Below are 23782 nucleotides of genomic sequence, written 5' to 3' on the forward strand. Positions count from 1 at the left end.
CTAACTCACACGTCCAACCCCGTGAAAGGAAACGGACATGCAAGCTCACGAAACTGTACATCGCGTCGCCGACGCCGTTGAAGCTAAGACTCGGCGGTCTATAGCGTTCAGTGCGAACTACGAAGTCTTGCTGCTGGCGAGGACGCTCACCAAGGTCATCGAAGACGATGATCGAGGCTCAGAGCTCGCCACCGTGGCGCGCGGCATGTTGCGCCGGATCCAAGACTTGAGCGAAATCGTGTACGAAGCGGCCCTTGCCACGGGTGACGACCGGCGCCCAACGCGTGAACTTCAGAGCGCTCTCGGCGGGGAGGTGCGCCATGACTGACCTCACCTGGCAAGACGTGGGCAGGGAAGCGAACTTCGAGATCCGTTGCCTCGCACGCGCGCTGTGGACCGTTATCGAGCGGTCTGACACAGGTTCAGAGGACACTGTCATTGCCCGGGGCATGCTGCGGCGCGTCGCGGAACTGAGTGAACTCGTGCATGAGGCATTCGTCCAGGACGACGACGATGAACGCAGTCTGAAGGAAGCCGCGAGCCGGTTGTATCTCACGCACTGATGCCCACGAAGAAGCAAGCCGGGGCGAAAGCCCTGGCGGTTGACGATCTCCTGGCGGGGCTGGAGCTGGCCGAGCAGACCGGCGCTCTCGTCTCCGGATTCGAGTTCACCGCCAAGGATCGGCAGGCGCTGGGCGCTTGGCTCGATGATCAGGCTATCGACGTGCTGCAAGCGCATGTCGAGGTCGCTTTGAGCGTCGAGGACAGCGATGCGGCGGAGCCGACCATAGGTGAATCGCGTGCCATTCTGCAGCGCATCGAGGTCCTAGCCCGCGCACTGGCCAAGGCGATGGAGCAGGCACCGTCCATCGCCGCGGGACACCTTGAGGGCGCCAGGTACGCGGCTGGCTTGCCCCTCGGTGAGCAGATGGCCAGGGATCTCCAGCAGTTTGCGGCTGCGGTGGGGGACCGAATCGACTCCATGCCCAAACAGTCGCAGCGCACGGCGGGACACACGTTCCTTGTGAGCGGAATCGCGAGCATCGCAGAGCGAGCGGGCATTAACGTCACGGCATCTGAATCTGCGCCCTTCCATGACCTGTGCGAGTGCGTGTTCCGCGCACTGCGCATCAAAGAAGACTCTCGCGGCTCGATCCGCGCCTACCTCCGTTCGCGTTAACGGGGGAGCACGATCGGGGTCTAGATCTGGACCCCCGTGCGTGCTGTTTCAGTCGCACGCAAACGCATACCGTCCATCCCCATGCCGCAGGTGTAGCGGCTTGGAGGAATGGAAATGCGACAGCAATCGACTTCACTTCGGCCCCGCCAGGCGGCTGCGTTCCTGGGGATCTCCCTGGCCACTCTCTGGCGGTGGTCGAAGGAACGCGAAGACTTCCCGAAGTTCATCAAGCTCGGCCCGACCGTCACCGTAGTGCCTGCTGATCAACTGCAGGCCTGGCGTGATGCGCAGGCAGGGAAGGGCGCCAAGTGATGCGCGCCCCCGCACGCCAGAAAAGCGGCACCGTGGTGTCGCTGCGCCCCTCAATCCCTGGCTCGGAGGACGCGGCCTACCTCGCCGCGTTCATGGTGGCGGACATAGAGCACCAGGCCGAACTTGCTGGACGAGAGCCCGAACTCGCGGACTGGGCGCCCGTCGTGAATGCATGCGGTCTGGATGCCGCGGAGTGCGCGTTGCGAGTGCGCGGCTGGATGCACACGGCCCACGCGAACGAACTGCGGAGGGCGAAGTAATGCGCTCCGGCCAAGAAAAAGGCCCAGTGGTCGCCGGGCCTGAGGAAGTCACCAAAGAAGAAACTAGCACCGCGATTGTTGCCGACGATAGCGATGGCCGCAAGCGCACGGCCGACTTCAAGGCTCGCTTCGCCCTGGCAGGCTTCGCAGTCCACGAGACGAGCGAAGGTGGCTTTCTCGTCTGCCGCTGGAACCTGGCCAAGCACTGCCCCGACATGGGCGCACTCGCCGCGTTCGCCAAGCTGGTGGGGGTGCGGTGATGGCCTTCATCAAAGATCGGCTCCCGGACCCGCTCTCCTACTACGAGAGCCAGGTGCTTCGCCTGAGCCCGCGCGGCAAGCCCTGGCGAAGCGCCGAGTGCCAGTTCCACGGAGGCAGCGACTCCATGCGCATCAACATCGAGTCGGGCGCGTTCGTGTGCATGGCCCAGTGCGGCGCCCGCGGCGGCGACATCCTGAGTTACCAGATGGCAGCCCACGGACAGACGTTTATCGAGGCTGCCAAGGCTCTCGGCGCATGGGTCGGGGATGGCCGACCGAGCCGGCACCGGCCGATGCCGTTCCCAGCGCGTGACGGGCTGACCGTGCTGCGCGAGGAGTCCATGCTGGTGGCAGTGGCTGCGTGCAATGTGGCTGGTGGGATCGAGCTTGCAGGTTCGGAGCTCGATCGCCTGCTGCAGGCCGCGAACCGGATCCACTTCATCGCGGAGGCCTGCGCGTGAGGCGAGCCACGGCATTCGACCGGGTCGACAGAGCGATGCCTCCGCCTGACCGGGCCGCTCTCGACTGGGCCTGGGCCGCGGACCTGCCGGAATGGCCTGACCCCGAGGAGCAGCTCGTGGAGGGCGTGATCGGGCGCCTGGCGCTGTCGGTCCTCTACGGCGACAGCAACTCCGGCAAGACCTTCCTCGCGGTGGACATCGGCTGTGCGCTGGCCCAGCGCTCTAAGTGGATGGGCCGGCACACGCTCGGCGGCCTTGTGGTCTACCTGGCCACCGAGTCGCCGCAGTCGGTTCGCACCCGTCTGCAGGCGTACCAGCGGCACTACGGTCGCAAGGTGCCGAACTTCGCCATCGTGCAGAGCCCGATCAACCTGTTCGACAGCGGCGCCGATGCGCAGGCGGTGGTGACGCTGATCCGGGAACTGGAGTCCGAGGTCGGCGAGAAGTGCGAGCTGGTGATCGGCGACACGCTTTCGCGCATGGCGGCTGGCGCCAACGAGAACAGCGGCGAGGACATGGGCACCGTGATCAAGCACGCCGAGCAGATCAAGCGGGACGCGCAGGTGCATGTGCTCCTGATCCACCACAGCGGCAAGGACCAGGCCCGAGGCGCCCGCGGCTGGTCAGGGCTGCGCGCTGCGATCGACACCGAGATTGAGGTGACGGCAGACGAGGCGACTGGGATGCGAGTTGCCGAGATCACAAAGCAGCGCGACATCCCTGGCAAGGGCTCTCGCTTCGGCTTCCGCCTGGAGGTGGTCGACCTGGGACCGGGCCAATGGGACACGCGCCGCAGCTCCTGCGTCGTGGTGCCCGCAGATGCGCCCGCCAAGGTGGCCAAGGGTAAGCGGCCATCCGAGGTCGCCGGCGCGATTGTGGAGGCCCTGCGTGCCCGCGGTACCGGCATGAAGCGGGGCGACTTGGCCAAGCACCTCGACCAGTACCAGCGCCAGTCGGTCTACCGAGAGATCAACAAGCTGCTCGACGCTCACCGGCTGATCGAGACAGCAGGCGTGGTGGCCCTCAACAAGTCGGCTCAGGAAGTGAGCTTCTGATGCTGTCTCCAACTGTCTCCAACTGTCGCCGAGAGACATTCGGCGACACCGGCACATGGTGTCTCCAACTGTCTCCTCTCTCTATAGGAGAGGAGACAGGAGACAACCGGCGACAAGCCCCCAGGGGCACCGTCCGAATTTCGGCCGTCCGACCCGGAAACCGAGTGGTTCGCCTTGCTTTAACGCTAACCCACAACTTCTCGTGCGCGCGCGCGAGGGCCGGGGGGCGGGTCAAAGGCTGGCTCGACTCGATCTCGAAACCGCACGGTTTCCCACGCGCAAAACTTTTCCCCCTTTTGAACGTTATTCAAACGGCCCATCCCAATCGGCCGGAAACCCGCGCCACGCCTTACTTCCGGGCGGTTCGGTCCCTTGCTCCCCGTCAGAAGAAATCAAAATGAATCAGCAAACCACCACGACCACAGATGCGGCGCAGTTCCTGCGCCAGGTGCTGGCCGGCGACTCGCTGGATCTGCAGGCCCTACAGGCAATGGCTGCGAGCCTGCGCGGGTTCACCTCGACCCGCCGATATGCGGACTTGGGGTTGCTGCTGGCCCCGGTGATTGCCGACTACGTGCGATCGGAGGTAATCATGCGCCGCTCGATGAACATGTCCTCGAGGGCGAGATGAGCGAGCGCCGAGTCCCGGAGCACGCCGCATTCCTACGGCGCCAGCAGGTCGCCTATGAGCTGGGCGTCAGCCGTCACACCCTGCGGCGCATGATCGAACGTGACCCCGAGTTCCCGCGGTTCTTCGCGCTGACGCCAGGCATTGAGGTGATCGAACGCAGTGAGTTCGAGCGCTGGCTGCTGCGCAAGAAGATCGCCGCGCGCCAACAGCACCAAGCTGCGCCAACGTGATCCCGGTTTGCCCGTTGCTGCGCATCCCCCTCCAGTCGCACGATTAGCTCATCAACAACGGAGGGTCCTCATGGCCAAACTTGCAGAACTTCGGGCAGAGCGCGATCAGCTCATCGAACAGTCTTCGTCCATCACGTCGCAGGGAAAGTATTCCCAAACTGAGGCGGTGAAGGTCGAGTCGAACCTGGCTCGCGTCGACAAGATCGATGAGGAGATCCGCGCAATCATCGGCCGGGCGGAAGAGGCGGGCGATGAGCTGTCCACGAGCGAGAGCGCCCTGAAGGTACTGCGCACTGGCAAGGAGATCCGCGCGCACTACCGCAAGAGCGGAGCGGCCGGCGTCGGCTCGGGCGAGGGTCTCTCGTTCTCCGCCTTCGTCCGCGGCGTCGCCGGCATGAAGACTACCCCGGAAGTGCAGGCCGCCCTCTCCGAAGGAACGGACACCGCAGGTGGGTACGCCGTCCCTCATGTGCTGATGCCTGGGATTCTGGAAGCCTTGGTGCCCGCCTCCTCGTTGATGCAGGCGGGCGCTGGCATCGTGCCGGTGCCAGGAGGCAAGGATTTCACGACCGCCGGCATCGACAGCATCCCGACGGCAGCGTGGCGGCTCGAGTCCGGAAGTGTTACGTCTTCAGAGCCCTCGTTCCGCGCCGTGGTCGCTGCGCCCAAATCGCTCGCGTTCATGTTCAAGGTGAGCCGCGAGTTGCTGATGGACGCCCGCAACATGGACGAGGCCCTCACGACCGCATGCGCGCAGGCGATGGCCAAAGAGCTCGATCGCGCCGGCTTGCGCGGTAGCGGCACAAATCCCGAGCCCCGCGGCATCCTGAACACGAGCGGCATCAACAGCGTGGCTAACGGGACGAACGGCGAGTCGCTGGCCACTCTCGGCTATGTGAATTTCTTCAGCGGCGTCCAGGCTGCGCTGAACGCCAACGCGCCCGCACCGACAGCAGCGATCATGAGCCCGCGCAGTCTGGTCACGCTCGCCGCGCTTGAGGACTCAACGGGCCAACCGCTGCGCGTACCTCGAATGCTTGAGGGCATTCGGCAGATCGGCACCAGCCAGGTGCCCAACAACCTGACTGTCGGCACTTCGACCGATTGCACCGAGATCTACCTTGGGGACTTCTCCAAGATGGCATTCATCATGCGCGAGCAGTTCTCCATGATGATGCTCAAGGAACTCTACGCCGGGACCGGCGAGATCGGTTTCGTCTGCCACGCCCGCGCAGACGTTGCCTTGTGGTACGCCAAGGCATTCACGGTGATCACTGGCCTTCGCGCCTAACCGACTGCAGGGAGTTTCCTTCCCAGGAGCGGCCCGCTTGAGCCGCGCAGATTCAAGAGCCGGTGGCATCGAGGGCTGCGCGACCGGCACCTACTTCCAATTGACCGGTAGCCGCGAGAGGGATCATGGCAGGCCTGACTAGCTGCGCCGAACTCCCTCACCCCTCAACAACGAAAGACACAAATGGCCAACATCATCGCCAGCGGAACGACCGAGGCGTCGTCTTCCGAGTTCACCCTCACCACCGACAGCGCCAACATCTACATCACCGGAGGCGCGCCCGGCTCGGATGCCCGCGCGCTGGTCCAGATCAAGGCCGCGGACGGCACGTTTTCCACCGTTGGCGAGCTGACCAAGCAGTTCCCGGCGCAGCTGCTCACGGGCGCAGGAACCTACAGAGTGACGCGCGTGGCCACTGCCACAGCCTTCGGCGTGGACAAGAACTAGACCCGCTTCATATGGGGATACTCCATGTCTGACAGCAATTCACCACTCGACCTGATCTCGTCTTCGCAGGCATCTAAAGAAATTGTTGCGAACGCGCTTTTCGACTCAATGTCGGCGAACGCTTTGTTCGGTCGACGGGCATCAACGACGGCGGGGCTCACCTGGGGCTACTACGGCGGCAAGTTCCAGAAGCCCGATGGAACCATCATCGCGGTAGCAAACGGCACCGTTGCCTTGACGCCCAACGCGACGAACTACCTTTATGTCGACTCCACGGGCGCAGTGCAGAAGGCAACGAGCGCGCCCACGGGCTGGCCCGGCCCCCTTGCGGACGACGCCATCGCGCTGTACGAGATCGTCACCGGACCCGGAAGTGCCATCAGCTACACGGACTGGCGCGCACCGCTGCGCGGACCGATCGGACCCGAAGGCCCGGCCGGTGCGGATGGCGCTGACGGGGCTCCCGGCACACCGGGGGCTGATGGAGCGCCGGGCACGCCTGGCGCGGCCGGTGCCGATGGCGCGGGCCTGCCAACGGGCGGCACGACGGGCCAAGTGCTCGTCAAGCTCAGCGCAACCGATCACGACACGGGCTGGGCCGACCAGATCCACATCGCCAGCGCTTTCCACCCCGGCGAGCCTGAAGATAGCGCGATCGTTCTCTACGTGCCGGTGGCGGTCGCCGTCACCTTCCCGGACGATTTCGCCGGAAGCTACGCCGTCGCTAAGGTGGCCGCGACCGCTTCGACCGTCTTCGACGTGAAGGCGAACGGCTCCTCGGTCGGCTCGATCACCTTCGCCGCGACCGGCAGTTCGGGCACTTTCACCACCACGGGCGGCGCTGTCTCGCTGACCGCCGGGCAGACGCTGGAGATAGTCGCGCCGGCCACCGCGGACGCCACCCTGGCCGACATCGGCTTTGCACTGAAGGCGGCGAGGTAAGCCGATGGCCGCGCATCGCTACTGGCGCGTCTACGTCACCGCCAACAACTCCAACGGTTCTACAGGCTACGCGGGCTTTCTGGAGTTGGAGTTACGCGCGTCTATCGGTGGCGCAGACGAGTGCACCGGGGGCACTGCGTCGGCCTCGGGGGTAGACGGCATCAACGCCGCAGCCAACGCCTTCGACAACAACACCTCGACCCGCTGGTATTCGAGCGGCACTTTGCCGTCGTGGATCAAGTACGACTTCGGCGCTGGCAACGCGAAGGATATTGTTGAGTTCGCGGGCAAGTCGCCTGGGGTGGCGCAATACACCCCTCGGGACTTCGAGCTTCAATACTCGGACGACAACTCGAGTTGGACGCCCCTGATTACAGTCAAGGGCGAGACGAACTGGCGCGGCACCGGCACCTTTACCGTATGGAACGCAGACACGCGCCACGACTCCGGCGCAGACGGTCAGTTGTGGCGCATCAACATGACCGCCCAGCAGGGGGGGGCGTCCACCTTCTCCCTGATGGAAGTGCAGATGCGGGCATCGTCCGGCGGCGCAGACGAGTGCTCAGGGGGCTATGCGTTCGCCTCCTCGATGAACAACACCAGCACGATGGGGGCCTTCGCCGCCTTCGATGACAACGCGAGCACAGGCTGGCAGGCGTATTCCACTGGCGAGGTGCCGAGCTGGCTGGCCTACAAGTTCGCTTCGGCCAAGTCGATCGTAGAGGTTGTCATGACTGCGCCAGGCGGCGGCAATCAGGTATGGGCGCCCGCTGATTTCACGGTCGACCGCTGGAATGGGTCATCTTGGGAAACCCAGTACACCGCGAGCGGCCTGACATGGACCGTATCCGAAACCAAGACCTTCACCTGGGGGGTAGCGGCCCCGGCTCGCCGGCCGGTGGTGTTCGTCTGCACCTAAGCATGCGGATTCGCTTGCACGCTGCTAGACCTTGTGTGTCTAATCGCAACATGGATGAGCCGGCCCGCGTCGATAGGGTAGGACTCGGCTGGCATCTTGCCGGTTGCCTACTTGCTAGACTCTTCGCTGTGACCAAACACCTCGATCCTCGGGACAAGACTATCAAGATCGCCCTTAAGGGCGGGAAGGTACTCGTCTCGTCGAAGGAACAGGCGCTTAGGATCGCTCGGGCTAAAGCCGAGCGTATCGACTGGCTGCTTGACGCCACGGGAAGCATGCTAGATCTTGGCGCAACTCAGCTGCCCACCCCGTCCTTTGGTCCCCTTGCGAGCGACTGGGACGTCATAGGCAGCGACTTCGCGGCGGTCGGCAAGGACATGTCTGACGCAGTCCGCGCCGACATGGCTCGGCGCAGTCGGAAGTGACTGACGAAGCGGGCAAGCAGCCGCAGCCGGTAGCGGAGCAACTGCCTACCCAAGTCAAGCAGGCGGTTGAAGAAGTGGAGGCGGTGCTTGGACGAGTGCCGCTCCCGACGCGCGAGCAGGTGCTTGGGGTGCTGGTACATCACAACACCACCGTCGAGCACTCTGGTCCGCTCCCTCATCCAAGCGTGCTTGCAGGTTACGCCGAGATCGTGCCAGGGCTTCCAGAACGCCTTGTGCAACTGGTCGAGCAGCAAGCTCAACATCGGATGAATCAAGAGGCGGCACTAGTCAGGTCTAAGACGCGCACACAGGAGAGAGCGCAGCTATTTGCTTTCCTGCTCGTGATGGCAATCATCGCGGCCGCCACATACGTGGGTATCAACGGCCAGCCCTGGCTTGCCGCCACGATGGTCACCACCACAATCGGCAGCGTCTTGGCAGCATTCATCTTTGGTCGAGCACACAAAGAGAAGTCCGGCAAGGATGCGTCCGAGTCGAGTCAACCCGCGAAGAGTGCAAAACGTCGACGGTGATGTAGTTGGGTTTTTTGTTGGGTAAATCGTGCATCTCGCTGGGAGTCCGCGCCAGTGCTAGCGATTGGGGGACTCCGTTTCCGCCAAGCACCGAATGAAGACGCCCCCTCCGGGGCGTTTTTGTTTTTGCGGCGGTATTCACCGCACGGCCGGTGCCCGGCGCACTTTTCCGCAAGCATCCTTGGCACCGCGCACGCTGATGTTGGCAACCGCGTCGCCTGGGCGCCACGCCTGCCGCCCAGCCCATGCCGAGCAACGCGACAAGCTCCCGCGCGAGCTCGAGCGTTTCCTATACTCGCGCGCCATGATCCAGCCTCAAGCATTACCGGGCTCCGCGCGACTCCACGGGGTTGCGCCATGACCTGCCCCACCTGCCACAGCACCCAATGGGTGGACGCGCCCAGTGGCGCGCCATCGTCCTTCTTCAAGCGCCTGGCCGGCCTGTTCTCCCGCTCCACCCGAGGGCAGGGGCTGCGCATGTGCACCTATTGCCGGGCGGTCTATCCCACGCCTGAAGGTGATGAAGAGGACCTGATCGCCGAACGCATCTCGCGCCTGCAGGAGCAGGTGTCCTCGATGGGGTGGGAGCCGGCAACCAAGCCGCAGGAAGACCTCGGCGCCAACCTGGCCGACGCGGTGCTCTGCCTCGGCTGCGGCTACCACTTCAACGAGGCGGACCGGCAGTGCCCCGCGTGCGGGTGGATGTCGCAATCTTCGCTGGGGGACAAGGCGAAATCCACCTCCTGAGTCGATGGCGCGCGGCCAGAATGGCGCATCCACCAGGGCGGCTGCGCATGATCATCGATCTCATCGACGGCACGTATGAGTTGTTCCGGCACTTCTACGGCCTGCGCCGGGCCCACAAGGGCGAGGACCGGCCGAATGGCGCGGTGGTGGGTGTGCTCAACACGGTGCTGGAACTGATCGAGTCTCGCGCCACGCACGTGGGCGTGGCGACCGATCACGTGATCGATTCCTTTCGCAACCGACTCTGGCCCGGCTACAAGAGCGGCGACGGCATCGAGCCGGCGCTGCTGGCGCAATTCCACCCACTGGAGGAGGGACTGGCCGCCATGGGCGTGGTCGTATGGCCGATGGTGGAGCTCGAGGCCGACGACGCACTCGCCTCCGCGGCCAGCGCGGCGCACGACGACCCGCGCGTGCAGAAGGTCCTGATCTGGACCCCTGACAAGGACCTCGCGCAGTGCGTGCGCGGGGAGCGCGTGCTGCAGGTGGACCGCAAGTCCAGGAAGATCCGGCACGCGTCGGACATCCAGCAGAAGTTCGGTGTCGAGCCGGAGCTGATTCCGGACTGGCTGGCTCTCGTGGGCGATTCGGCCGACGGCTACCCCGGCATTGCCGGCATCGGGCCCGTGGGCGCGGCGCGCCTGATCAACAGGCATGGCCCCATCGAGGCCATGCCCGACGGGCTTCTCGGGGAACAGCGCGACCTGGCTCTCCTGTTCAAGCAGCTGGCCACGCTGCGGATCGATCCCCTGCTGCTGCAGGACCCGGAGGTCCTGCGCTGGCGCGGGCCCACTCCCGCGTTCGCCGAGTGGGCCGCAAGCGTCGGAGCGGACAAGCTGCTCCAGCGCTGCCAGCAGGTGCAGCGCCGGCTGGGCTAGTCACCCGATCAGCTGCCCTTGCCGGGCCCGGTGCTGCCGGTGCCCATGCCGCCGCCGGTGGTGCCTGTGCTGCCGGCCTTGCTGGCCGGCGCGGGGCCGGCGCCGCTGGCCGAGGTGCGCGAGTCGCTCTTGCCCCGCGCGCTCATGGTCTGGTCGAGTTGCTTGGCCTCGGCCAGGTGCTTTTCGAGGGTCGGCAGGGTCTTCTCGGCGAAGGCCTTGAGCTGCGGATCCTTCAGATCCTTGCTGGCGCTCTTGAACTTCTTGACGTCGTCCTCGTGCGCTTTCAGGCCGACTTCCTTGATGAACTCCTGGTCGAATTCCGCACCGTTCTTCTTCTGCAGGTTCTCCAGCTTGTTGCGCATGGAGCGCGGCAGCTCCGGCTTTACCTCGACCTGAAGCTTGCTGGCGATCTGCTGCAGCTCCTGGTTGGCGGCGGTGTGGTCCTTGACCAGCGTCTCGCCGAAGGACTTCACCGACGGATTGCTGGCCTTCTGCGCGGCCAACTGCCCCGCTTGCACCTCGAACATGCCGTGGCCAGCGGCCTCTTCGATGAACTTGCGGTCGCCCCGGGCCAGGTCCTTCTTCTCGGACTTGCCGGCCTGGGCGTCGCGCGCAGGCGTGCTGGGACGAGGCGTGGCGGTACCGGCACCTGCTGCGGTGCCGCTGGCCGTGCTCGAGCCGGAAGTGCTGGCGGCGGTGCCCGTCTGGGCGGCGACAGTGCCGAAGCACAAGGCGGCGGCCACGGCCACGGGTGCGATCAGGAAGCGATGTGTCATGAGGTCTCTCCTTGTTGGTCAAGTTCGGCTGCTGGCGCCGAACGAGCGACCATAGGACGACCCGGGACGGGCGGCGTGTCGGCGCATGCCGGCGGCAGAACTGCGTCTGCTGCGCACATCGCGTAGGAGCGGCGGCAACCGGGCCGCCACGAGGCTCAGCCCGGTCGGATCACCTTGAGCTCGTTCTTCACGCCTTCGACCCGTTCGACATGACGCGCGATCTGCTCGGCTCGCTGCCGCGCCCGGTCGTTCGGCGCCGTCCCGCTGAGGGTGACCACGCCGCCCCGGGTGTTCACCTCCACGCGCCCGGAGGCCAGTTCCCGATCCACCGACATGCCCGTGCTGACCTTCATCGTGATCTCGATGTCGCTGGCGCTGCTACCGGGCACGGCGGTCGTCGGCGCCGAGGGAACGGACTGGCTGCTGATCGGGCCCGTGCCCACCACCGCATCGACCGGGCGCTCGCCGGTGGTCGCCTCGCGCACCTCCAGCTGGTTGCTGACGCGGTCCACGCCGTCGACATGGCTGGCGATCTCGACCGCCCGCGCCCGGGCTTCTTCGCTGGGGGCCCGGCCCTGCAGCTTCACCACGCCCGCTTCGGTGGCCACCTGGATGGGGCTGGCGCTCAGGCGCTTGTCGACGGACAGCCCCGCGGTGACGCGGGCGGTGATCTGCACGTCGCGGATCGCGGTGGCGATCCCGGTGTCGTCACGGGCAGCGGCCCCGCCCATGCGTGGACCGGGTCGGCTGGAGCCGGCTGCAGCAGTGCTGCCCGGCTGCGTGGACGGCTGTTCCGGCGCAGCGGCAACCGGTGCCGCGGCCGCAACGGTCGACTCGGCCGCCTCGGCCTTGGGCGTGGGCGGCGCCGGACGCGGCGTGTCGATGCGTTCGCCGCAACCGGCCAGCAGCGCCAACAGGAGCGCGCCGGATGCGGTCAGCTGGGGTCGCATGCGGTAGGTCATGGGTTTCCTCCGAAGGAGCAGGACGATGCCAGCCTAAGCTGGCCGGGCCAGTCTGCGCCCGGCTGTGCCGGCCAGGTGTCGGACACGGGCTGCCGTCGATGCGATCAGTCATCCAGCGAGGCGCTCCAGCGGTCGTCCCAGTCGCGCTTCACGCCGTCGAGTTCACGGCGGCTGCGCTTGGTGGGGCGGCCTTGCTCGATGGACAACGCCGGTTCGCGCGCCAGCCGGCGCTGCTCGGCGGCCTCCAGCCGCGCAGCGACGCTTTCGGGCGTCTCCTCGTAGAGCTGCTGGGCCACCGGAGCGGGGCCGCGCGTCGGCGACAGGCCGCGCACGAGCACCGTCCGGATGACCGATTCGCGCCGCATCGACACCGTGTCGCCCGGCTTGACCTCTCGCGCGGGCTTGGCCGCCTGGCCGTTGACCTCGATGCGGCCCTTGCCGATCTCTTCGCAGGCGAGCGTGCGCGTCTTGTAGAAGCGGGCCGCCCACAGCCATTTGTCGATGCGCTGTCGTTCCATTCGAGGGTCGATTTTGCGCCAACGTGACCGCCACCACGCCCTCGTGCCGCGATCCTGCGGCTGTGTCTGCTTTGTCGGACACGCACATCAGCGCCGGGCGACTCGAGCTTTGCGCCTTGGCCGGTGCCGCCCGACCCCCGCGCGGGCACAGGATGAGCCTGCACGCCGTGGCATCCGCGCATCCGGCCCGAAGGGTGGCAAGCAGCCGGCGGGCGTGACTTTGGAGGAGCTTTCCCATGAAACCGTTGGCCAGAGCGATCGGGCTGTCTCTGTTGAACTTTGTCCTCGCCCTGTCCCTGGGGCTGGGCGGCGCAGCGCTCGTGTACGCGCAGGGCGGCGGCGGTGGGGGCGGTGGCGGTGGCGGAGGCGGAGGAGGAGGCGGCGGAGGAGGCGGCGGCGGCGGCGGCGGCGGCGGGGGAGAGGGCGGCAGCTCGGCCGACGACACCGCGCGGGCCAATGGCTATGCAGGCTGGCTGGCCCGTGTCCGCGCCCAGGCCGAGCGGGCGGCGGTGGCCGCCGTGCCCGCCCAGCGTGGCGTCGTGGTCGTGCCGGGGCGCGGTGCGGGCGTGGACCAGGCGGTGGTCGCCCCCGGCCCCGCACCCCGTCCGCAGCTGGTGCCGCCGGGCGTACCGGTGCCCCAGGTCGCCGGCAGGACCGACACCGGCACGATGGGGGCCGCGGGCGTGGTGACGGCTCGCGCCGGCGCCGGGGCCGGCGGCTTGCCCGGGGTCACCATCTCGCCGGTGATCGAGCGCACGATCGTCGGCCGGCCCATCCCGCCCTTGCCCTGATCCGGTTGCGGGCACGGCGATCGGGCGGCTTAACATCGCCCGATGGCCGCTGTACCCGACAACCTGCCCCGCGATGGCCAGAGCATCCTCGCGCTGGCCGCGCGGTCGATGTTCGAGCTGTTCTCCAACATCAGCCAGGGCATGTTCCTGGTGGACCGCAGCGGCACCATCGTCTGGGTCAGCGAGGGCTACAAGCGATTCCTGCCGGCGCTGGGGTTCTCGTCGGTCGACCAGTTCGTCGGCCACCCCGTCGAGGACGTGGTGCCCAACACGCAGATGCGCCGCGTGCTCGAGACCGGCCGGCCCATCCTGATCGACCTGCTCACCAACCGCGCCGGCACCTTCGTGGTCAGCCGACTGCCGCTGCGCGACGACGCCACGGGCGAGTTGATCGGGGCCATCGGCATCGTGCTGTTCGACCAGCCCGAGACCACCCTGCAGCCCCTGATCCACAAGTTCGCCAACCTGCAGCGCGACCTGGACGACGCCCGCCGCGAGCTCGCCCGCCAGCGGCGTACCAAGTACACCCTGGCCAGCTTCATCGGCACCAGCCCGGCGGCGGTCGAGGTCAAGCGGCAGGCGCGGCGTGCCGCCCAGTCCGCCAGCCCGGTGCTGCTGCTGGGGGAGACCGGTACCGGCAAGGAGTTGCTGGCCCACGCCATCCATGCCGCCTCGCCGCGGGCCGGCGGACCGCTGGTCAGCGTCAACATCGCGGCCGTGCCGGACACCCTGCTCGAGGCCGAGTTCTTCGGCGTCGCCCCGGGCGCCTACACGGGCGCCGACCGCAAGGGCCGTGATGGCAAGTTCAAGCTGGCCGATGGCGGCACCCTGTTCCTCGACGAGATCGGCGACATGCCGCCGAGCCTGCAGCCCAAGCTGCTGCGCGCCCTGCAGGAAGGCGAGATCGAGCCGCTGGGGTCGAACCGCGTGGTGCCGTTCGACGCCCGCGTGATCGCGGCCACCTCGCGCGACCTGGCTGCGCTGGTTCGCGAGGGCCGCTTCCGGGAGGACCTGTATTACCGGCTCAATGTGCTGCCGATCCGGGTGCCGCCGTTGCGCGAGCGGCGCGGCGACATCGCCGCGCTGGTCGAGGCCATCAGCGAAGACATGGCGCTGCGCAACGGCATCCACCCGCCCGAACTGGATCCGCAGGCCCTGGAGGTGCTGGCCGCGCAGCCCTGGCGCGGCAACATCCGCGAACTGCGCAACGTGCTGGAGCAGGCGGCCTTGCGCTGCGAGTCCGACCGCATCGCGGCGGACGACCTGATGGTGCTGCTGCGCGAGTCGATCGGCGCGGCCGTGCCGCCGTCGGATGTCGCGCCGCCGCTGCGGCCCGCGGCCAGTGGGCTGCGCCCGCTGGCCGAGCAGGTGGCCGAGCTGGAGCAGCAGGCCATTCGCGCCGCACTGGCGCACACCGGCGGCAACAAGCTGGCGGCCGCGCGGCTGCTGGGCATCTCCCGGGCCACGCTCTATGAGCGTCTGCCCCAGCTGACCGAAAACCGGACATTTGCCTGAAATCCGGACACCGGCTGTCTGACTGCTGGACAGTCCGCGCGTCCGTGGTGCGACGCATGCGCGTGGCGCCCGTTGGCCGCGGGCTGGCATGGGCCATGCAACGGTGCCCCCACCAACTAGGAGACAAGCATGCAACGACGCAGCGTCATCGCCCTCGCGGTCCTCGCCGCCGGTACCGCCTTCACCCCGCTCGCCCTCGCTCAGTCGGGCGAGGTGCGCATCGCCCACGTCTACAGCCGGACCGGCCCGCTCGAGGCCTACGGCAAGCAGACGCAGACCGGGCTGATGCTGGGGCTGGAGTTCGCCACCAACGGCACCATGGCCGTCAACGGCAAGAAGCTCACCGTGATCGAGAAGGACGACCAGGGCAAGCCCGACCTGGGCAAGTCGCTGCTGGCCACCGCCTACTCCGACGACAAGGCCGACCTCGCGATCGGGCCCACCTCCTCGGGCGTGGCCCTGGCCCTGCTGCCGGTGGCCGAGGAATACAAGAAGATCCTGCTGGTCGAGCCGGCCGTGGCCGACGCCATCACCGGCGACAAGTGGAACAAGTACATCTTCCGCACCGGCCGCAACAGCACGCAGGACGCGGTGTCCAACGCCGTGAGCCTGGACCAGCCCAACGTGCACATCGCCACCCTGGCCCAGGACTATGCCTTCGGCCGCGACGGCGTGAAGGCCTTCAAGGACGCGCTCGGCAAGGCCAAGATCGTGCACGAGGAGTACCTGCCGCCCACCACCACCGACTTCACCGCGGGCCTGCAGCGCATCATCGACCGCCTGAAGGACCAGCCCGGCCGCAAGGTGATCTGGGTGGTCTGGGCCGGCAGCAACTCGCCCTTCGCCCGCCTGGGTGACCTGGACCTCAAAAAGCGCTTCAACATCGAGGTCTCCACCGGCGGCAACATCCTGCCGGCCATGGCCGCCTACAGCCAGTTCCCCGGCATGGAAGGCGCAAGCTACTACTACTACAAGTTCCCGAAGAACGCCGCCAACGACTGGCTGGTCAAGGAACACCAGCGCCGCTTCAACAGCCCGCCCGACTTCTTCACCGCGGGCGGCTTCTCCGCCGCCATGGCCGTCGTCGAGGCGCTGAAGAAGACCAACGGCGACGCCAATACCAACAAGCTCATCGCCGCGATGGAAGGCATGACCTTCGAGACGCCCAAGGGCCCCATGACCTTCCGCAAGGAAGACCACCAGGCCATGCAGTCCATGTACCACTTCCGCGTGGCGCCGGACATCAAGCCTGGCCAGCCCATCGAGCTGGAACTGGTGCGGGAGCTCAAGCCCGCCGACATGAAAGTGCCGGTGCGCAACAAGGGGGCCTGAAGTTCATTCAGGGGCCGGGGGGCTGGGGGCCAGGGCTAGGGAAACGGCCGGCCGCACCGCCCCAGGGCCCTGGACCCTTATGCTTTCCACCCACGAATTGACCATCCGCTTCGGCGGGCACGTGGCGGTGAACGGCGTCACCTGCTCGTTCGAGCCGGGCACGCTCACGGCCATCGTCGGTCCCAACGGGGCCGGCAAGACGACCTACTTCAACCTGATCTCGGGGCAACTGCGCGCGAGCGCGGGGCGGGTGCTGCTGAATGGGCGCGACCTGTCCGGACTGTCGGCTTCGCAGCGCACGCGCGCGGGGCTGGGGCGCGCCTTCCAGCTGACCAACCTGTTCCCGCGGCTGTCGGTGCTGGAGAACGTGCGCCTGGCCGTGCAGGCCACCCGCGAAGGACCTCACCGGCGGGGGCTGAGCCTGTGGTCGATCTGGAGCGACCACCACGCCCTGACCGAACGGGCGCGCGAGATCCTGCGCGAGGTGGCCTTGCACGAGAAGCAGGACGAGCTGGTGTCCAACCTGCCGCACGGCGACCAGCGCAAGCTGGAGGTGGCGCTGCTGATCGCGCTGGAGCCGCAGGTGTTCATGTTCGACGAACCCACCGCCGGGATGAACGCCGCCGAGGCGCCGGTCATCCTGGACCTGATCCGCCGCCTCAAGGCCGATCGCAGCAAGACCATCCTGCTGGTGGAGCACAAGATGGACGTGGTACGCGAACTCGCCGACCGCATCATCGTGCTGCACAACGGCACGCTGGTGGCCGACGGCGCGCCGGCCGAGGTGATCGCGCTGCCGGTGGTGCAGGAGGCCTATCTGGGCACCGCCGCGGTGGCGCAGGAGGAGTCCGCATGACCACCGACCTGCTGACCCTCTCGGGTGTGCACACCCACATCGGCGCGTACCACATCCTGCACGGGGTGGACCTGCGGGTGCCGCGTGGGCAGCTCACGCTGCTGCTGGGGCGCAATGGCGCGGGCAAGACCACCACGCTGCGGACCATCATGGGCCTGTGGCGCGCATCGGCCGGCCGCATCACGCTGGCGGGGCGCGACATCGGCGCGCTCGACACGCCGCGCATCGCCGGGCTGGGGGTGGCCTACGTGCCGGAGAACATGGGCATCTTCGCGGACCTGAGCGTGAAGGAGAACATGCTGCTGGCCGCCCGTTCGGCGCAGCGCCTGGCGCAGATCGACGGCGACCGGCTGCAGTGGATCTTCAAGCTGTTCCCGGCGGTGGAGAAGTTCTGGAACCACCCCGCGGGCAAGCTCTCGGGCGGGCAGAAGCAGATGCTCGCCGTCGCCCGCGCCATCGTCGAGCCGCGTGACCTGCTGATCGTGGACGAGCCGAGCAAGGGGCTGGCGCCGGCCATCATCAACAACATGATCGAGGCCTTCGGCCAGCTCAAGGCGAGCGGGGTGACCATCCTGCTGGTCGAACAGAACTTCAACTTCGCCCGCCGCCTGGGCGACACCGTGGCCGTGATGGACAACGGGCGCGTGGTGCATGCCGGTGCCATGAAGGACCTGGCCGAGGACGAGCAATTGCAGCGGTCGCTGCTGGGACTGGCGCTATGAAATCCCTCGATGTCGACTGGAAGCCGCTGGCCCTGGTGCCGGTCCTTTCGCTGGTGGTGCTGCCCTTCATCGGGTCGGGCTCGACCTGGCTCACGCTCACGGTGGCGGGCCTGGCCATGGGCATGATCATCTTCATCATCGCCTCGGGCCTGACCCTGGTGTTCGGCCTGATGGACGTGCTGAACTTCGGCCACGGCGTGTTCATCGCCCTGGGCGCCTTCGTCGCCACCACCGTGCTGGGCGCGATGGGCGACTACACGGCGTCGGGCAGCCTGTGGGTCAACCTGGTGGCGGTGTTCCCGGCCATGCTGGCAGCCATGGCCGTGGCCGGCGCGCTGGGCCTGGTGTTCGAGCGCTTCATCGTGCGGCCGGTGTACGGCAACCACCTCAAGCAGATCCTCATCACCATGGGCGGCCTGATCATCGGCGAGGAACTGATCAAGGTCATCTGGGGCCCGCTGCAGATCCCGCTGCCGCTGCCCGAGGGCATGCGCGGCAGCATCCTGCTGGGGGACGCCGCGGTCGAGAAGTACCGTGTGATCGCGGTGGTGGTGGGGCTGGTGGTGTTCGGCTCGCTGCTGTGGACGCTCACGCGCACCAAGATCGGCCTGTTGATCCGGGCGGGCGTGCAGGACCGCGAGATGGTGGAGTCGCTGGGCTATCGCATCCGCAACCTGTTCATCGGCGTGTTCGTGGTCGGCAGCGCGCTCGCCGGCCTGGGCGGCGTGATGTGGGGCCTGTACCAGCAGAACGTGGTGCCGCAGATGGGCGCGCAGGTCAACGTGCTGATCTTCATCGTGCTGATCATCGGCGGCCTGGGGTCCACCACCGGGGCCCTGGTGGGCGCGCTGCTGGTGGGGCTGGTGGCCAACTACACCGGCTTCCTGGTGCCCAAGGCGGCGCTCTTCTCCAACATCGCGCTGATGATGGCCATCCTGCTGTGGCGGCCCCAGGGCGTCTACGCCTTGAGCCGCTGAAAGGCAGGAACATGTTCATCCGCCTGCTCTCCAACGACCTGCCGCGCAACCGCCTGCTGGCGGTGGTGCTGGCCGCGATCGTGCTCGCGCTGGCCTTCACGCCTTTCATCTTCCCGGGAGTGAAGGCGCTCAACGTGGCGGCCAAGGTGCTGGTGTTCATCGTGCTCGTCGCCAGCTTCGACCTGCTCCTGGGCTACACCGGCATCGTGAGCTTCGCCCACACCATGTTCTTCGGCATCGGCGCCTACGGCGTGGCCATCGCCTCGACGCGCATGGGCGCGGGCTGGGGTTCCCTGGCGGTGGGCATGGCCTGCGCGCTGGCGCTGTCCTTCGTGCTGGCCCTGGCCATCGGGCTGTTCTCGCTGCGGGTGAGGGCGATCTTCTTCTCGATGATCACGCTGGCATTCGCCGCGGCCTTCCAGACGCTGGCGTCGCAGCTGTCGGAGTTCACCGGCGGCGAGGACGGCCTGAGCTTCAAGGTCCCGGCCTGGTTGTCGCCCAGCTTCGAGCCGTTCGAGGCGCCCTTCCTCGGAGTGACGATCGACGGCCGCCTGATCTGCTATTGGCTGCTATTCGTCGCGGCTGCGGTGCTGTTCCTGTTGATGCTGCGCATCGTCAACTCGCCTTTCGGCCGCGTGCTGCAGGCCATCCGCGAGAACGAGTTCCGGGCCGAGGCCATCGGCTACCGCGTGGTGGTCTACCGCACCGTCTCCAGCATCCTGTCGGCCCTGTTCGCCACCCTGGCCGGCGCGCTGCTGGCGCTCTGGCTGCGCTACAACGGCCCGGACACCTCGCTGTCCTTCGAGATCATGCTGGACGTGCTGCTGATCGTCGTGATCGGCGGCATGGGCACGCTGTACGGCGCGGTGATCGGATCGGCCCTGTTCCTGGTGGCGCAAAGCTACCTGCAAGACCTGTTGCGGCTGGCCAGCGAATCCGTGTCCGGACTGCCGGCGCTGGCCGCGCTGCTCTCGCCCGACCGGTGGCTGCTCTGGCTGGGCCTGCTGTTCGTGCTGTCGGTCTACTACTTCCCCACCGGCGTGGTCGGGCGGCTGCGGGCGCTGAGCGCGCGTCGTGCGGTCTTGCCTTCGAAGGACCACAACGGCGCCCCCGCGGTGCAGGCGAGCACCCGATGACTCCCAAGTCGCGCTACCTCACCTGTGCCGGGCGGCAACTGCACGTCATGGACTGGGGCCAGCCCGGCCAGGTGGAGACCGTCATCGCCTGGCACGGCCTGGCCCGCACCGGGCGCGACATGGACGAGCTCGCCGCGCACCTGGCGCCGCGCTTGCGCGTGATCTGCCCCGACACCATCGGCCGGGGCCTGTCGCAATGGAGCCCCGATCCGTCCGCCGAATACCAGCTGTCGTTCTACGCGCGGCTGGCCGAGGACCTGATGGACCAGCTGGACATCCGGCGCGCCCACTGGGTGGGCACCTCGATGGGCGGGGCCGTCGGCACGGTCTGTGCGGCGGGGTTGAGCCGGCCCGGCATGCAGGAGCGCATCCTCAGCCTGGTGCTGAACGACAACGCACCGCACCTGGCCGCGCCGGCGATCGAGCGCATCCGCACCTATGCCGGCAGCCCGCCGGCGTTCGACACCGTGACGGAACTCGAAGCGTTCTTCCGGCAGGTCTACAAGCCGTATGGCTGGCTGAGCGACGCGCAATGGCGGCGCCTCACGGAGACGTCCGTGCGGCGCCTGCCCGATGGCCGGGTCACGCCGCACTACGACCCGGCCATGGCCCGCCAGTTCGTCGACCATCCCGACGACTACGAGCTGTGGGACCACTACGATCGCCTGCGCATTCCGGTGCTGTGCCTGCGCGGCGCCGAATCCGACCTGGTGCTGCCCGAGACCACCGCCGAGATGCAGCGACGCGGCCCCGGGGCGCTGGGGCTGCTGCGGGTGGTCGAAGTGCCGGGGTGCGGCCATGCGCCAGCCCTCAACGTACCCGGCCAGCTGGACCTCGTGGCCGGCTTCATCGACGCCGCCCGCGCCTGAGCCTGGCCGCCTGCCGCGCCTCCGGCTGCGGCGGTTCCGTCCTACAGGCACGCTCAGCCGTTGCTCGTAGACTGCCCCGCTTCAAAAAGCCAAAAAATCCGGAGCCCTGATGAACACCAACCCTCGTGACGTCCTGCTGGACCTGCTGACCCGGCAGGAGGACGGGATCCTCAATGAGTGGGTCGAAGAGACCCTCGCGGGCAGCGGCAACCCCGGCGACGCCGCACGCCGGACCCTGCGTTCCGAGGCCGCCGAAGTGCTGCGAGGCATCCGCGAGGCGCTCCAGTCGGGGGCGGACCTGGCGCAGCTGGACGACTCGGCTTGGGGCCGCGCCCGCGAGGTGCTGCAGTCGCTGTCCCGTTCGCGGGCAGCCCAGGGGCAGAGCGCGGCCGACACCAGCGTCTTCGTGCTGGCCTTCAAGAAACCCCTGTTCAAGGCGCTGCAGCAGGCCATGGGCAACGATGCCTCGGCCCTGGTGGCGCTGGTCTGGAGCGTGTCCATGCTGGTGGATCGATTGGCCCAGTGGACCGTGTCCGCCTACCAGCAAAGCCGCGAGGAGATCATCCGCCGCCAGCAGCAGGACCTGCTGGAGCTGTCCACGCCGGTCATCAAGCTCTGGGAAGGCGTGCTGGCCGTCCCCATGATCGGCACGCTGGACAGCAGCCGCACGCAGATCGTCATGGAGACGCTGCTGCAGCGCATCGTCGACACCGGCTCCACGCTGGCCATCATCGACATCACGGGCGTGCCCACCGTGGACACGCTGGTGGCGCAGCACCTGCTCAAGACCGTCAGCGCCATCCGGCTGATGGGGGCCGAATGCATCATCAGCGGCATCCGCCCGCAGATCGCACAAACCATCGTGCACCTGGGCATCGACCTGGAGGGCATCGCTTCCAAGGCCAGCCTGGCCGACGCGCTGGCGCTGGCGCTGCGCCAGCGGGGTTACGTCATCCAGCGGACCGGCGAGGCTCGCTGAGCAATGGTTCGCATCCCCATCCTGCGCATGGGCGACTGCCTGCTGGTGACCATCCAGGTCGACATGCAGGACCAGACCGCGATGGCGCTGCAGGAAGACCTGTCGGACCGCATCGCCGCCACCGGTGCGCGCGGCGTGCTGATCGACATTTCCGCCCTGGAGATCGTCGATTCCTTCGTCGGCCGCATGCTGGCCAGCATCTCGGGCATCGCCCGCATCCTCGACGCCACCACCGTGGTGGTGGGCATGCAGCCGGCGGTGGCCATCACCCTGGTGGAACTCGGCCTGTCGCTGGAAGGCGTGCGCACCGCGCTCAACGTGGAGCTGGGCATGGAACTGCTGCGCCGGGCCCGGCTGGAGGGCTCGCTTGGCCGATGAACAATCAAGCGGCCAACTGCCGCTGCGGGCCGAAGAGGACATCGTCGCCAGTCGCCAGAAGGTGCGGGCGCTCAGCCAACAGCTGAAGTTCTCCCTGGTCGACCAGACCAAGATGGTGACGGCGGCCAGCGAGTTGTCGCGCAACACGCTGATCCACGGCGGCGGCGGGCACATGCGCTGGGAGCTGCTGGACGACGGATTGCGGCGCGGACTGCGCCTTCATTTCGAGGACAGCGGCCCCGGCATACCGGACCTGAACCTCGCCCTCACCGACGGCTGGACCTCCGGCGGCGGCATGGGCCTGGGGCTGCCCGGCAGCAAGCGCCTGGTGCACGAGTTCGAAGTCCGATCCGCGCCCGGCCAGGGCACCCAGGTGAGTATCACGCGGTGGAAGTGATCCACGGCACGGTGCATGCCGCCTTCCCGATCGCCGACCCGAGCCGGGTCGGCGAGGCGCGGCGCCATGCCGTGCAGCTGGCGCACGAGGCCGGCATGGGCGAGGTCGACGCCGGACGGGTGGCGCTGGTGGTGACCGAACTGGCCACCAACCTGCTGCGCCACGCGAAGCAGGGCCTGCTGCTGCTGGCCCGCACCTCGTCGGCGGACGTCGAGGTCATCGCCCTGGACAAGGGGCCCGGCATGCCCGACGTGGCTCGCAGCCTGCGTGACGGCTTTTCCACCGGCGGCACGCCCGGCACCGGGTTGGGCGCGGTGGCTCGCCTGGCCGACGACTTCGACATCCACAGCACGGTGCCCGAGGGCACGGCCGTGCTGGCGCGGGTCAGGTCGGCAACTTCCCCGGCCCCCGTGCGGAGCCTGCGCGTGGGTGCGGTGTCGGTCTGCGCGCCCGGCGAGGTGGTCTGCGGCGACGCCTGGTGCTTCGGCCTGGACGGCGCGCGCGGCAGCCTGCTGGTGGCCGACGGCCTGGGGCACGGGCCGCAGGCGGCCGAGGCGGCGCAGGCCGCGGTGCAGGCGTTCATGGCCGATCCCTTCGCCGATTGCCGTGCATTCGTGCAGCAGGCCCACCACCGCCTGAGGAGTACGCGCGGTGCGGCGATCGCCGTGTACCGGCTCGACGGGGACGACGCCTCGGTCCAGCATGCCGGCGCAGGCAACGTGCTGGCCCGGCTGGTTTCAGGTGTGACCGATCGAACCCTGGTCACCCAGCACGGGACTGCCGGCCTCACCATCCGATCGGTCGACGTGGCGCAGACGCCCTGGCCCGAACACGCGCTGCTTGTGGCGCATTCCGACGGCATCGAAAGTCGCTGGCGACCCGATGCCCTGGCCCCGCTGCTGCGGCGCGATCCCACCCTGGCGGCGGCCGTGCTGCTGCGGGACCACAGCCGCGGGCGGGACGACGCAACCGTTGCCGTCATACGGCGCAAGGATTGATGCAG

Annotated in this window: 33 protein-coding genes; 30 read left to right on the top strand and 3 right to left on the bottom strand. The window is 67.7% G+C overall.

The features are described from left to right. Positions 1-37 precede the first annotated feature (37 nt). From JI739_RS09150 to JI739_RS09235, 18 genes are all read left to right on the top strand, one after another. A complete protein-coding gene (locus JI739_RS09150) occupies positions 38-328 on the top strand; it encodes a hypothetical protein (RefSeq protein WP_201683578.1) in 291 nt (96 codons plus the stop codon). Further along, positions 321-563 (top strand): hypothetical protein, encoded by a 243-nt coding sequence (locus JI739_RS09155; protein ID WP_201683579.1) that lies wholly within the window; start codon positions 321-323, stop codon positions 561-563. The genes JI739_RS09150 and JI739_RS09155 overlap by 8 nt, the downstream gene beginning before the upstream one ends. After that, positions 563-1180 (top strand): hypothetical protein, encoded by a 618-nt coding sequence (locus JI739_RS09160; RefSeq protein ID WP_201683580.1) that lies wholly within the window; start codon positions 563-565, stop codon positions 1178-1180. Before JI739_RS09155 ends, JI739_RS09160 begins: the two co-directional genes overlap by 1 nt. Positions 1181-1294: 114 nt before the next feature. After that, on the top strand, positions 1295-1492 hold the full coding sequence (locus JI739_RS09165) for a helix-turn-helix transcriptional regulator (RefSeq protein WP_201683581.1): 198 nt from the start codon (positions 1295-1297) through the stop codon (positions 1490-1492). Further along, positions 1492-1752 carry a hypothetical protein gene (locus JI739_RS09170; RefSeq protein ID WP_201683582.1) on the top strand — a complete coding sequence of 87 codons (261 nt, stop codon included), beginning with the start codon at positions 1492-1494 and terminating at the stop codon, positions 1750-1752. Before JI739_RS09165 ends, JI739_RS09170 begins: the two co-directional genes overlap by 1 nt. Further along, positions 1752-2012, top strand: a complete 261-nt coding sequence (locus JI739_RS09175) for a hypothetical protein (protein WP_201683583.1) — start codon at positions 1752-1754, stop codon at positions 2010-2012. The genes JI739_RS09170 and JI739_RS09175 overlap by 1 nt, the downstream gene beginning before the upstream one ends. Further along, the gene (locus tag JI739_RS09180) at positions 2012-2473 is read left to right on the top strand and encodes a hypothetical protein (RefSeq protein ID WP_201683745.1); all 462 of its coding nucleotides are present in this window, start codon (positions 2012-2014) and stop codon (positions 2471-2473) included. Before JI739_RS09175 ends, JI739_RS09180 begins: the two co-directional genes overlap by 1 nt. Positions 2474-2508: 35 nt before the next feature. Continuing rightward, on the top strand, positions 2509-3528 hold the full coding sequence (locus JI739_RS09185; protein WP_201683584.1) for an AAA family ATPase: 1020 nt from the start codon (positions 2509-2511) through the stop codon (positions 3526-3528). A gap of 397 nt (positions 3529-3925) precedes the next feature. Beyond that, positions 3926-4159 carry a hypothetical protein gene (locus tag JI739_RS09190; protein ID WP_201683585.1) on the top strand — a complete coding sequence of 78 codons (234 nt, stop codon included), beginning with the start codon at positions 3926-3928 and terminating at the stop codon, positions 4157-4159. Then, a complete protein-coding gene (locus tag JI739_RS09195) occupies positions 4156-4389 on the top strand; it encodes a helix-turn-helix transcriptional regulator (protein WP_201683586.1) in 234 nt (77 codons plus the stop codon). The genes JI739_RS09190 and JI739_RS09195 overlap by 4 nt, the downstream gene beginning before the upstream one ends. A 70-nt stretch (positions 4390-4459) precedes the next feature. Beyond that, positions 4460-5680: a phage major capsid protein gene (locus JI739_RS09200; protein ID WP_201683587.1), complete on the top strand. Its 1221-nt coding sequence runs from the start codon at positions 4460-4462 to the stop codon at positions 5678-5680. A 183-nt stretch (positions 5681-5863) separates the two neighbouring features. Beyond that, on the top strand, positions 5864-6127 hold the full coding sequence (locus JI739_RS09205) for a hypothetical protein (RefSeq protein ID WP_201683588.1): 264 nt from the start codon (positions 5864-5866) through the stop codon (positions 6125-6127). Positions 6128-6151: 24 nt separating this feature from the next. Continuing rightward, positions 6152-7069 carry a collagen-like triple helix repeat-containing protein gene (locus JI739_RS09210; RefSeq protein ID WP_201683589.1) on the top strand — a complete coding sequence of 306 codons (918 nt, stop codon included), beginning with the start codon at positions 6152-6154 and terminating at the stop codon, positions 7067-7069. A gap of 4 nt (positions 7070-7073) precedes the next feature. Further along, positions 7074-7988, top strand: coding sequence for a discoidin domain-containing protein (locus JI739_RS09215; protein WP_201683590.1), 915 nt, complete (start codon positions 7074-7076; stop codon positions 7986-7988). 50 nt (positions 7989-8038) lie between these two features. Further along, on the top strand, positions 8039-8413 hold the full coding sequence (locus tag JI739_RS09220) for a hypothetical protein (protein ID WP_236589433.1): 375 nt from the start codon (positions 8039-8041) through the stop codon (positions 8411-8413). After that, positions 8410-8946: a DUF2335 domain-containing protein gene (locus JI739_RS09225; RefSeq protein WP_201683592.1), complete on the top strand. Its 537-nt coding sequence runs from the start codon at positions 8410-8412 to the stop codon at positions 8944-8946. Before JI739_RS09220 ends, JI739_RS09225 begins: the two co-directional genes overlap by 4 nt. 357 nt (positions 8947-9303) lie before the next feature. Further along, entirely contained in the window at positions 9304-9693 is a 390-nt protein-coding gene (locus tag JI739_RS09230; protein WP_201683593.1) for a hypothetical protein, read from the top strand. 47 nt (positions 9694-9740) lie between these two features. Then, positions 9741-10571 carry a 5'-3' exonuclease gene (locus JI739_RS09235; RefSeq protein ID WP_201683594.1) on the top strand — a complete coding sequence of 277 codons (831 nt, stop codon included), beginning with the start codon at positions 9741-9743 and terminating at the stop codon, positions 10569-10571. 8 nt (positions 10572-10579) lie between these two features. On the opposite strand, the gene JI739_RS09240 is transcribed toward JI739_RS09235, so the two are convergent. From JI739_RS09240 to JI739_RS09250, 3 genes are all read right to left on the bottom strand, one after another. Continuing rightward, a complete protein-coding gene (locus JI739_RS09240; RefSeq protein ID WP_201683595.1) occupies positions 10580-11347 on the bottom strand; it encodes a DUF4142 domain-containing protein in 768 nt (255 codons plus the stop codon). Positions 11348-11502: 155 nt separating this feature from the next. Then, on the bottom strand, positions 11503-12309 hold the full coding sequence (locus JI739_RS09245) for a BON domain-containing protein (protein ID WP_201683596.1): 807 nt from the start codon (positions 12307-12309) through the stop codon (positions 11503-11505). 104 nt (positions 12310-12413) lie between these two features. Further along, positions 12414-12827: an RNA-binding S4 domain-containing protein gene (locus tag JI739_RS09250; RefSeq protein WP_201683597.1), complete on the bottom strand. Its 414-nt coding sequence runs from the start codon at positions 12825-12827 to the stop codon at positions 12414-12416. Between the two features lie 236 nt (positions 12828-13063). Here JI739_RS09250 and JI739_RS09255 point away from each other — a divergent pair, with 236 nt between their 5' ends. From JI739_RS09255 to JI739_RS09310, 12 genes are all read left to right on the top strand, one after another. After that, the gene (locus JI739_RS09255; RefSeq protein WP_201683598.1) at positions 13064-13618 is read left to right on the top strand and encodes a hypothetical protein; all 555 of its coding nucleotides are present in this window, start codon (positions 13064-13066) and stop codon (positions 13616-13618) included. Positions 13619-13660: 42 nt separating this feature from the next. After that, a complete protein-coding gene (locus tag JI739_RS09260) occupies positions 13661-15133 on the top strand; it encodes a sigma-54 interaction domain-containing protein (protein WP_201683599.1) in 1473 nt (490 codons plus the stop codon). Positions 15134-15262: 129 nt separating this feature from the next. Continuing rightward, positions 15263-16465, top strand: coding sequence for a substrate-binding domain-containing protein (locus JI739_RS09265; RefSeq protein WP_201683600.1), 1203 nt, complete (start codon positions 15263-15265; stop codon positions 16463-16465). A gap of 79 nt (positions 16466-16544) precedes the next feature. After that, entirely contained in the window at positions 16545-17321 is a 777-nt protein-coding gene (locus JI739_RS09270; protein ID WP_201683601.1) for an ABC transporter ATP-binding protein, read from the top strand. Continuing rightward, complete coding sequence (locus JI739_RS09275; RefSeq protein WP_201683602.1) at positions 17318-18043, top strand: ABC transporter ATP-binding protein; 726 nt, start codon at positions 17318-17320, stop codon at positions 18041-18043. The genes JI739_RS09270 and JI739_RS09275 overlap by 4 nt, the downstream gene beginning before the upstream one ends. Beyond that, on the top strand, positions 18040-19020 hold the full coding sequence (locus JI739_RS09280) for a branched-chain amino acid ABC transporter permease (RefSeq protein WP_201683603.1): 981 nt from the start codon (positions 18040-18042) through the stop codon (positions 19018-19020). Before JI739_RS09275 ends, JI739_RS09280 begins: the two co-directional genes overlap by 4 nt. Positions 19021-19031: 11 nt before the next feature. Beyond that, positions 19032-20156 carry a branched-chain amino acid ABC transporter permease gene (locus JI739_RS09285; protein WP_201683604.1) on the top strand — a complete coding sequence of 375 codons (1125 nt, stop codon included), beginning with the start codon at positions 19032-19034 and terminating at the stop codon, positions 20154-20156. After that, positions 20153-21025 (top strand): alpha/beta fold hydrolase, encoded by an 873-nt coding sequence (locus tag JI739_RS09290; protein ID WP_201683605.1) that lies wholly within the window; start codon positions 20153-20155, stop codon positions 21023-21025. The genes JI739_RS09285 and JI739_RS09290 overlap by 4 nt, the downstream gene beginning before the upstream one ends. A 109-nt stretch (positions 21026-21134) precedes the next feature. Then, on the top strand, positions 21135-22004 hold the full coding sequence (locus tag JI739_RS09295) for an STAS domain-containing protein (RefSeq protein WP_201683606.1): 870 nt from the start codon (positions 21135-21137) through the stop codon (positions 22002-22004). Between the two features lie 3 nt (positions 22005-22007). Further along, complete coding sequence (locus JI739_RS09300) at positions 22008-22382, top strand: STAS domain-containing protein (RefSeq protein WP_201683607.1); 375 nt, start codon at positions 22008-22010, stop codon at positions 22380-22382. Then, entirely contained in the window at positions 22372-22779 is a 408-nt protein-coding gene (locus JI739_RS09305) for an anti-sigma regulatory factor (RefSeq protein WP_201683608.1), read from the top strand. The genes JI739_RS09300 and JI739_RS09305 overlap by 11 nt, the downstream gene beginning before the upstream one ends. Then, the gene (locus JI739_RS09310) at positions 22770-23777 is read left to right on the top strand and encodes an ATP-binding protein (protein WP_201683609.1); all 1008 of its coding nucleotides are present in this window, start codon (positions 22770-22772) and stop codon (positions 23775-23777) included. The genes JI739_RS09305 and JI739_RS09310 overlap by 10 nt, the downstream gene beginning before the upstream one ends. The last annotated feature ends 5 nt before the right edge of the window (positions 23778-23782 follow it).

Origin of the sequence: Ramlibacter aurantiacus (genome assembly GCF_016722895.1) — a bacterium.
GTDB lineage: Bacteria > Pseudomonadota > Gammaproteobacteria > Burkholderiales > Burkholderiaceae_C > Ramlibacter > Ramlibacter aurantiacus.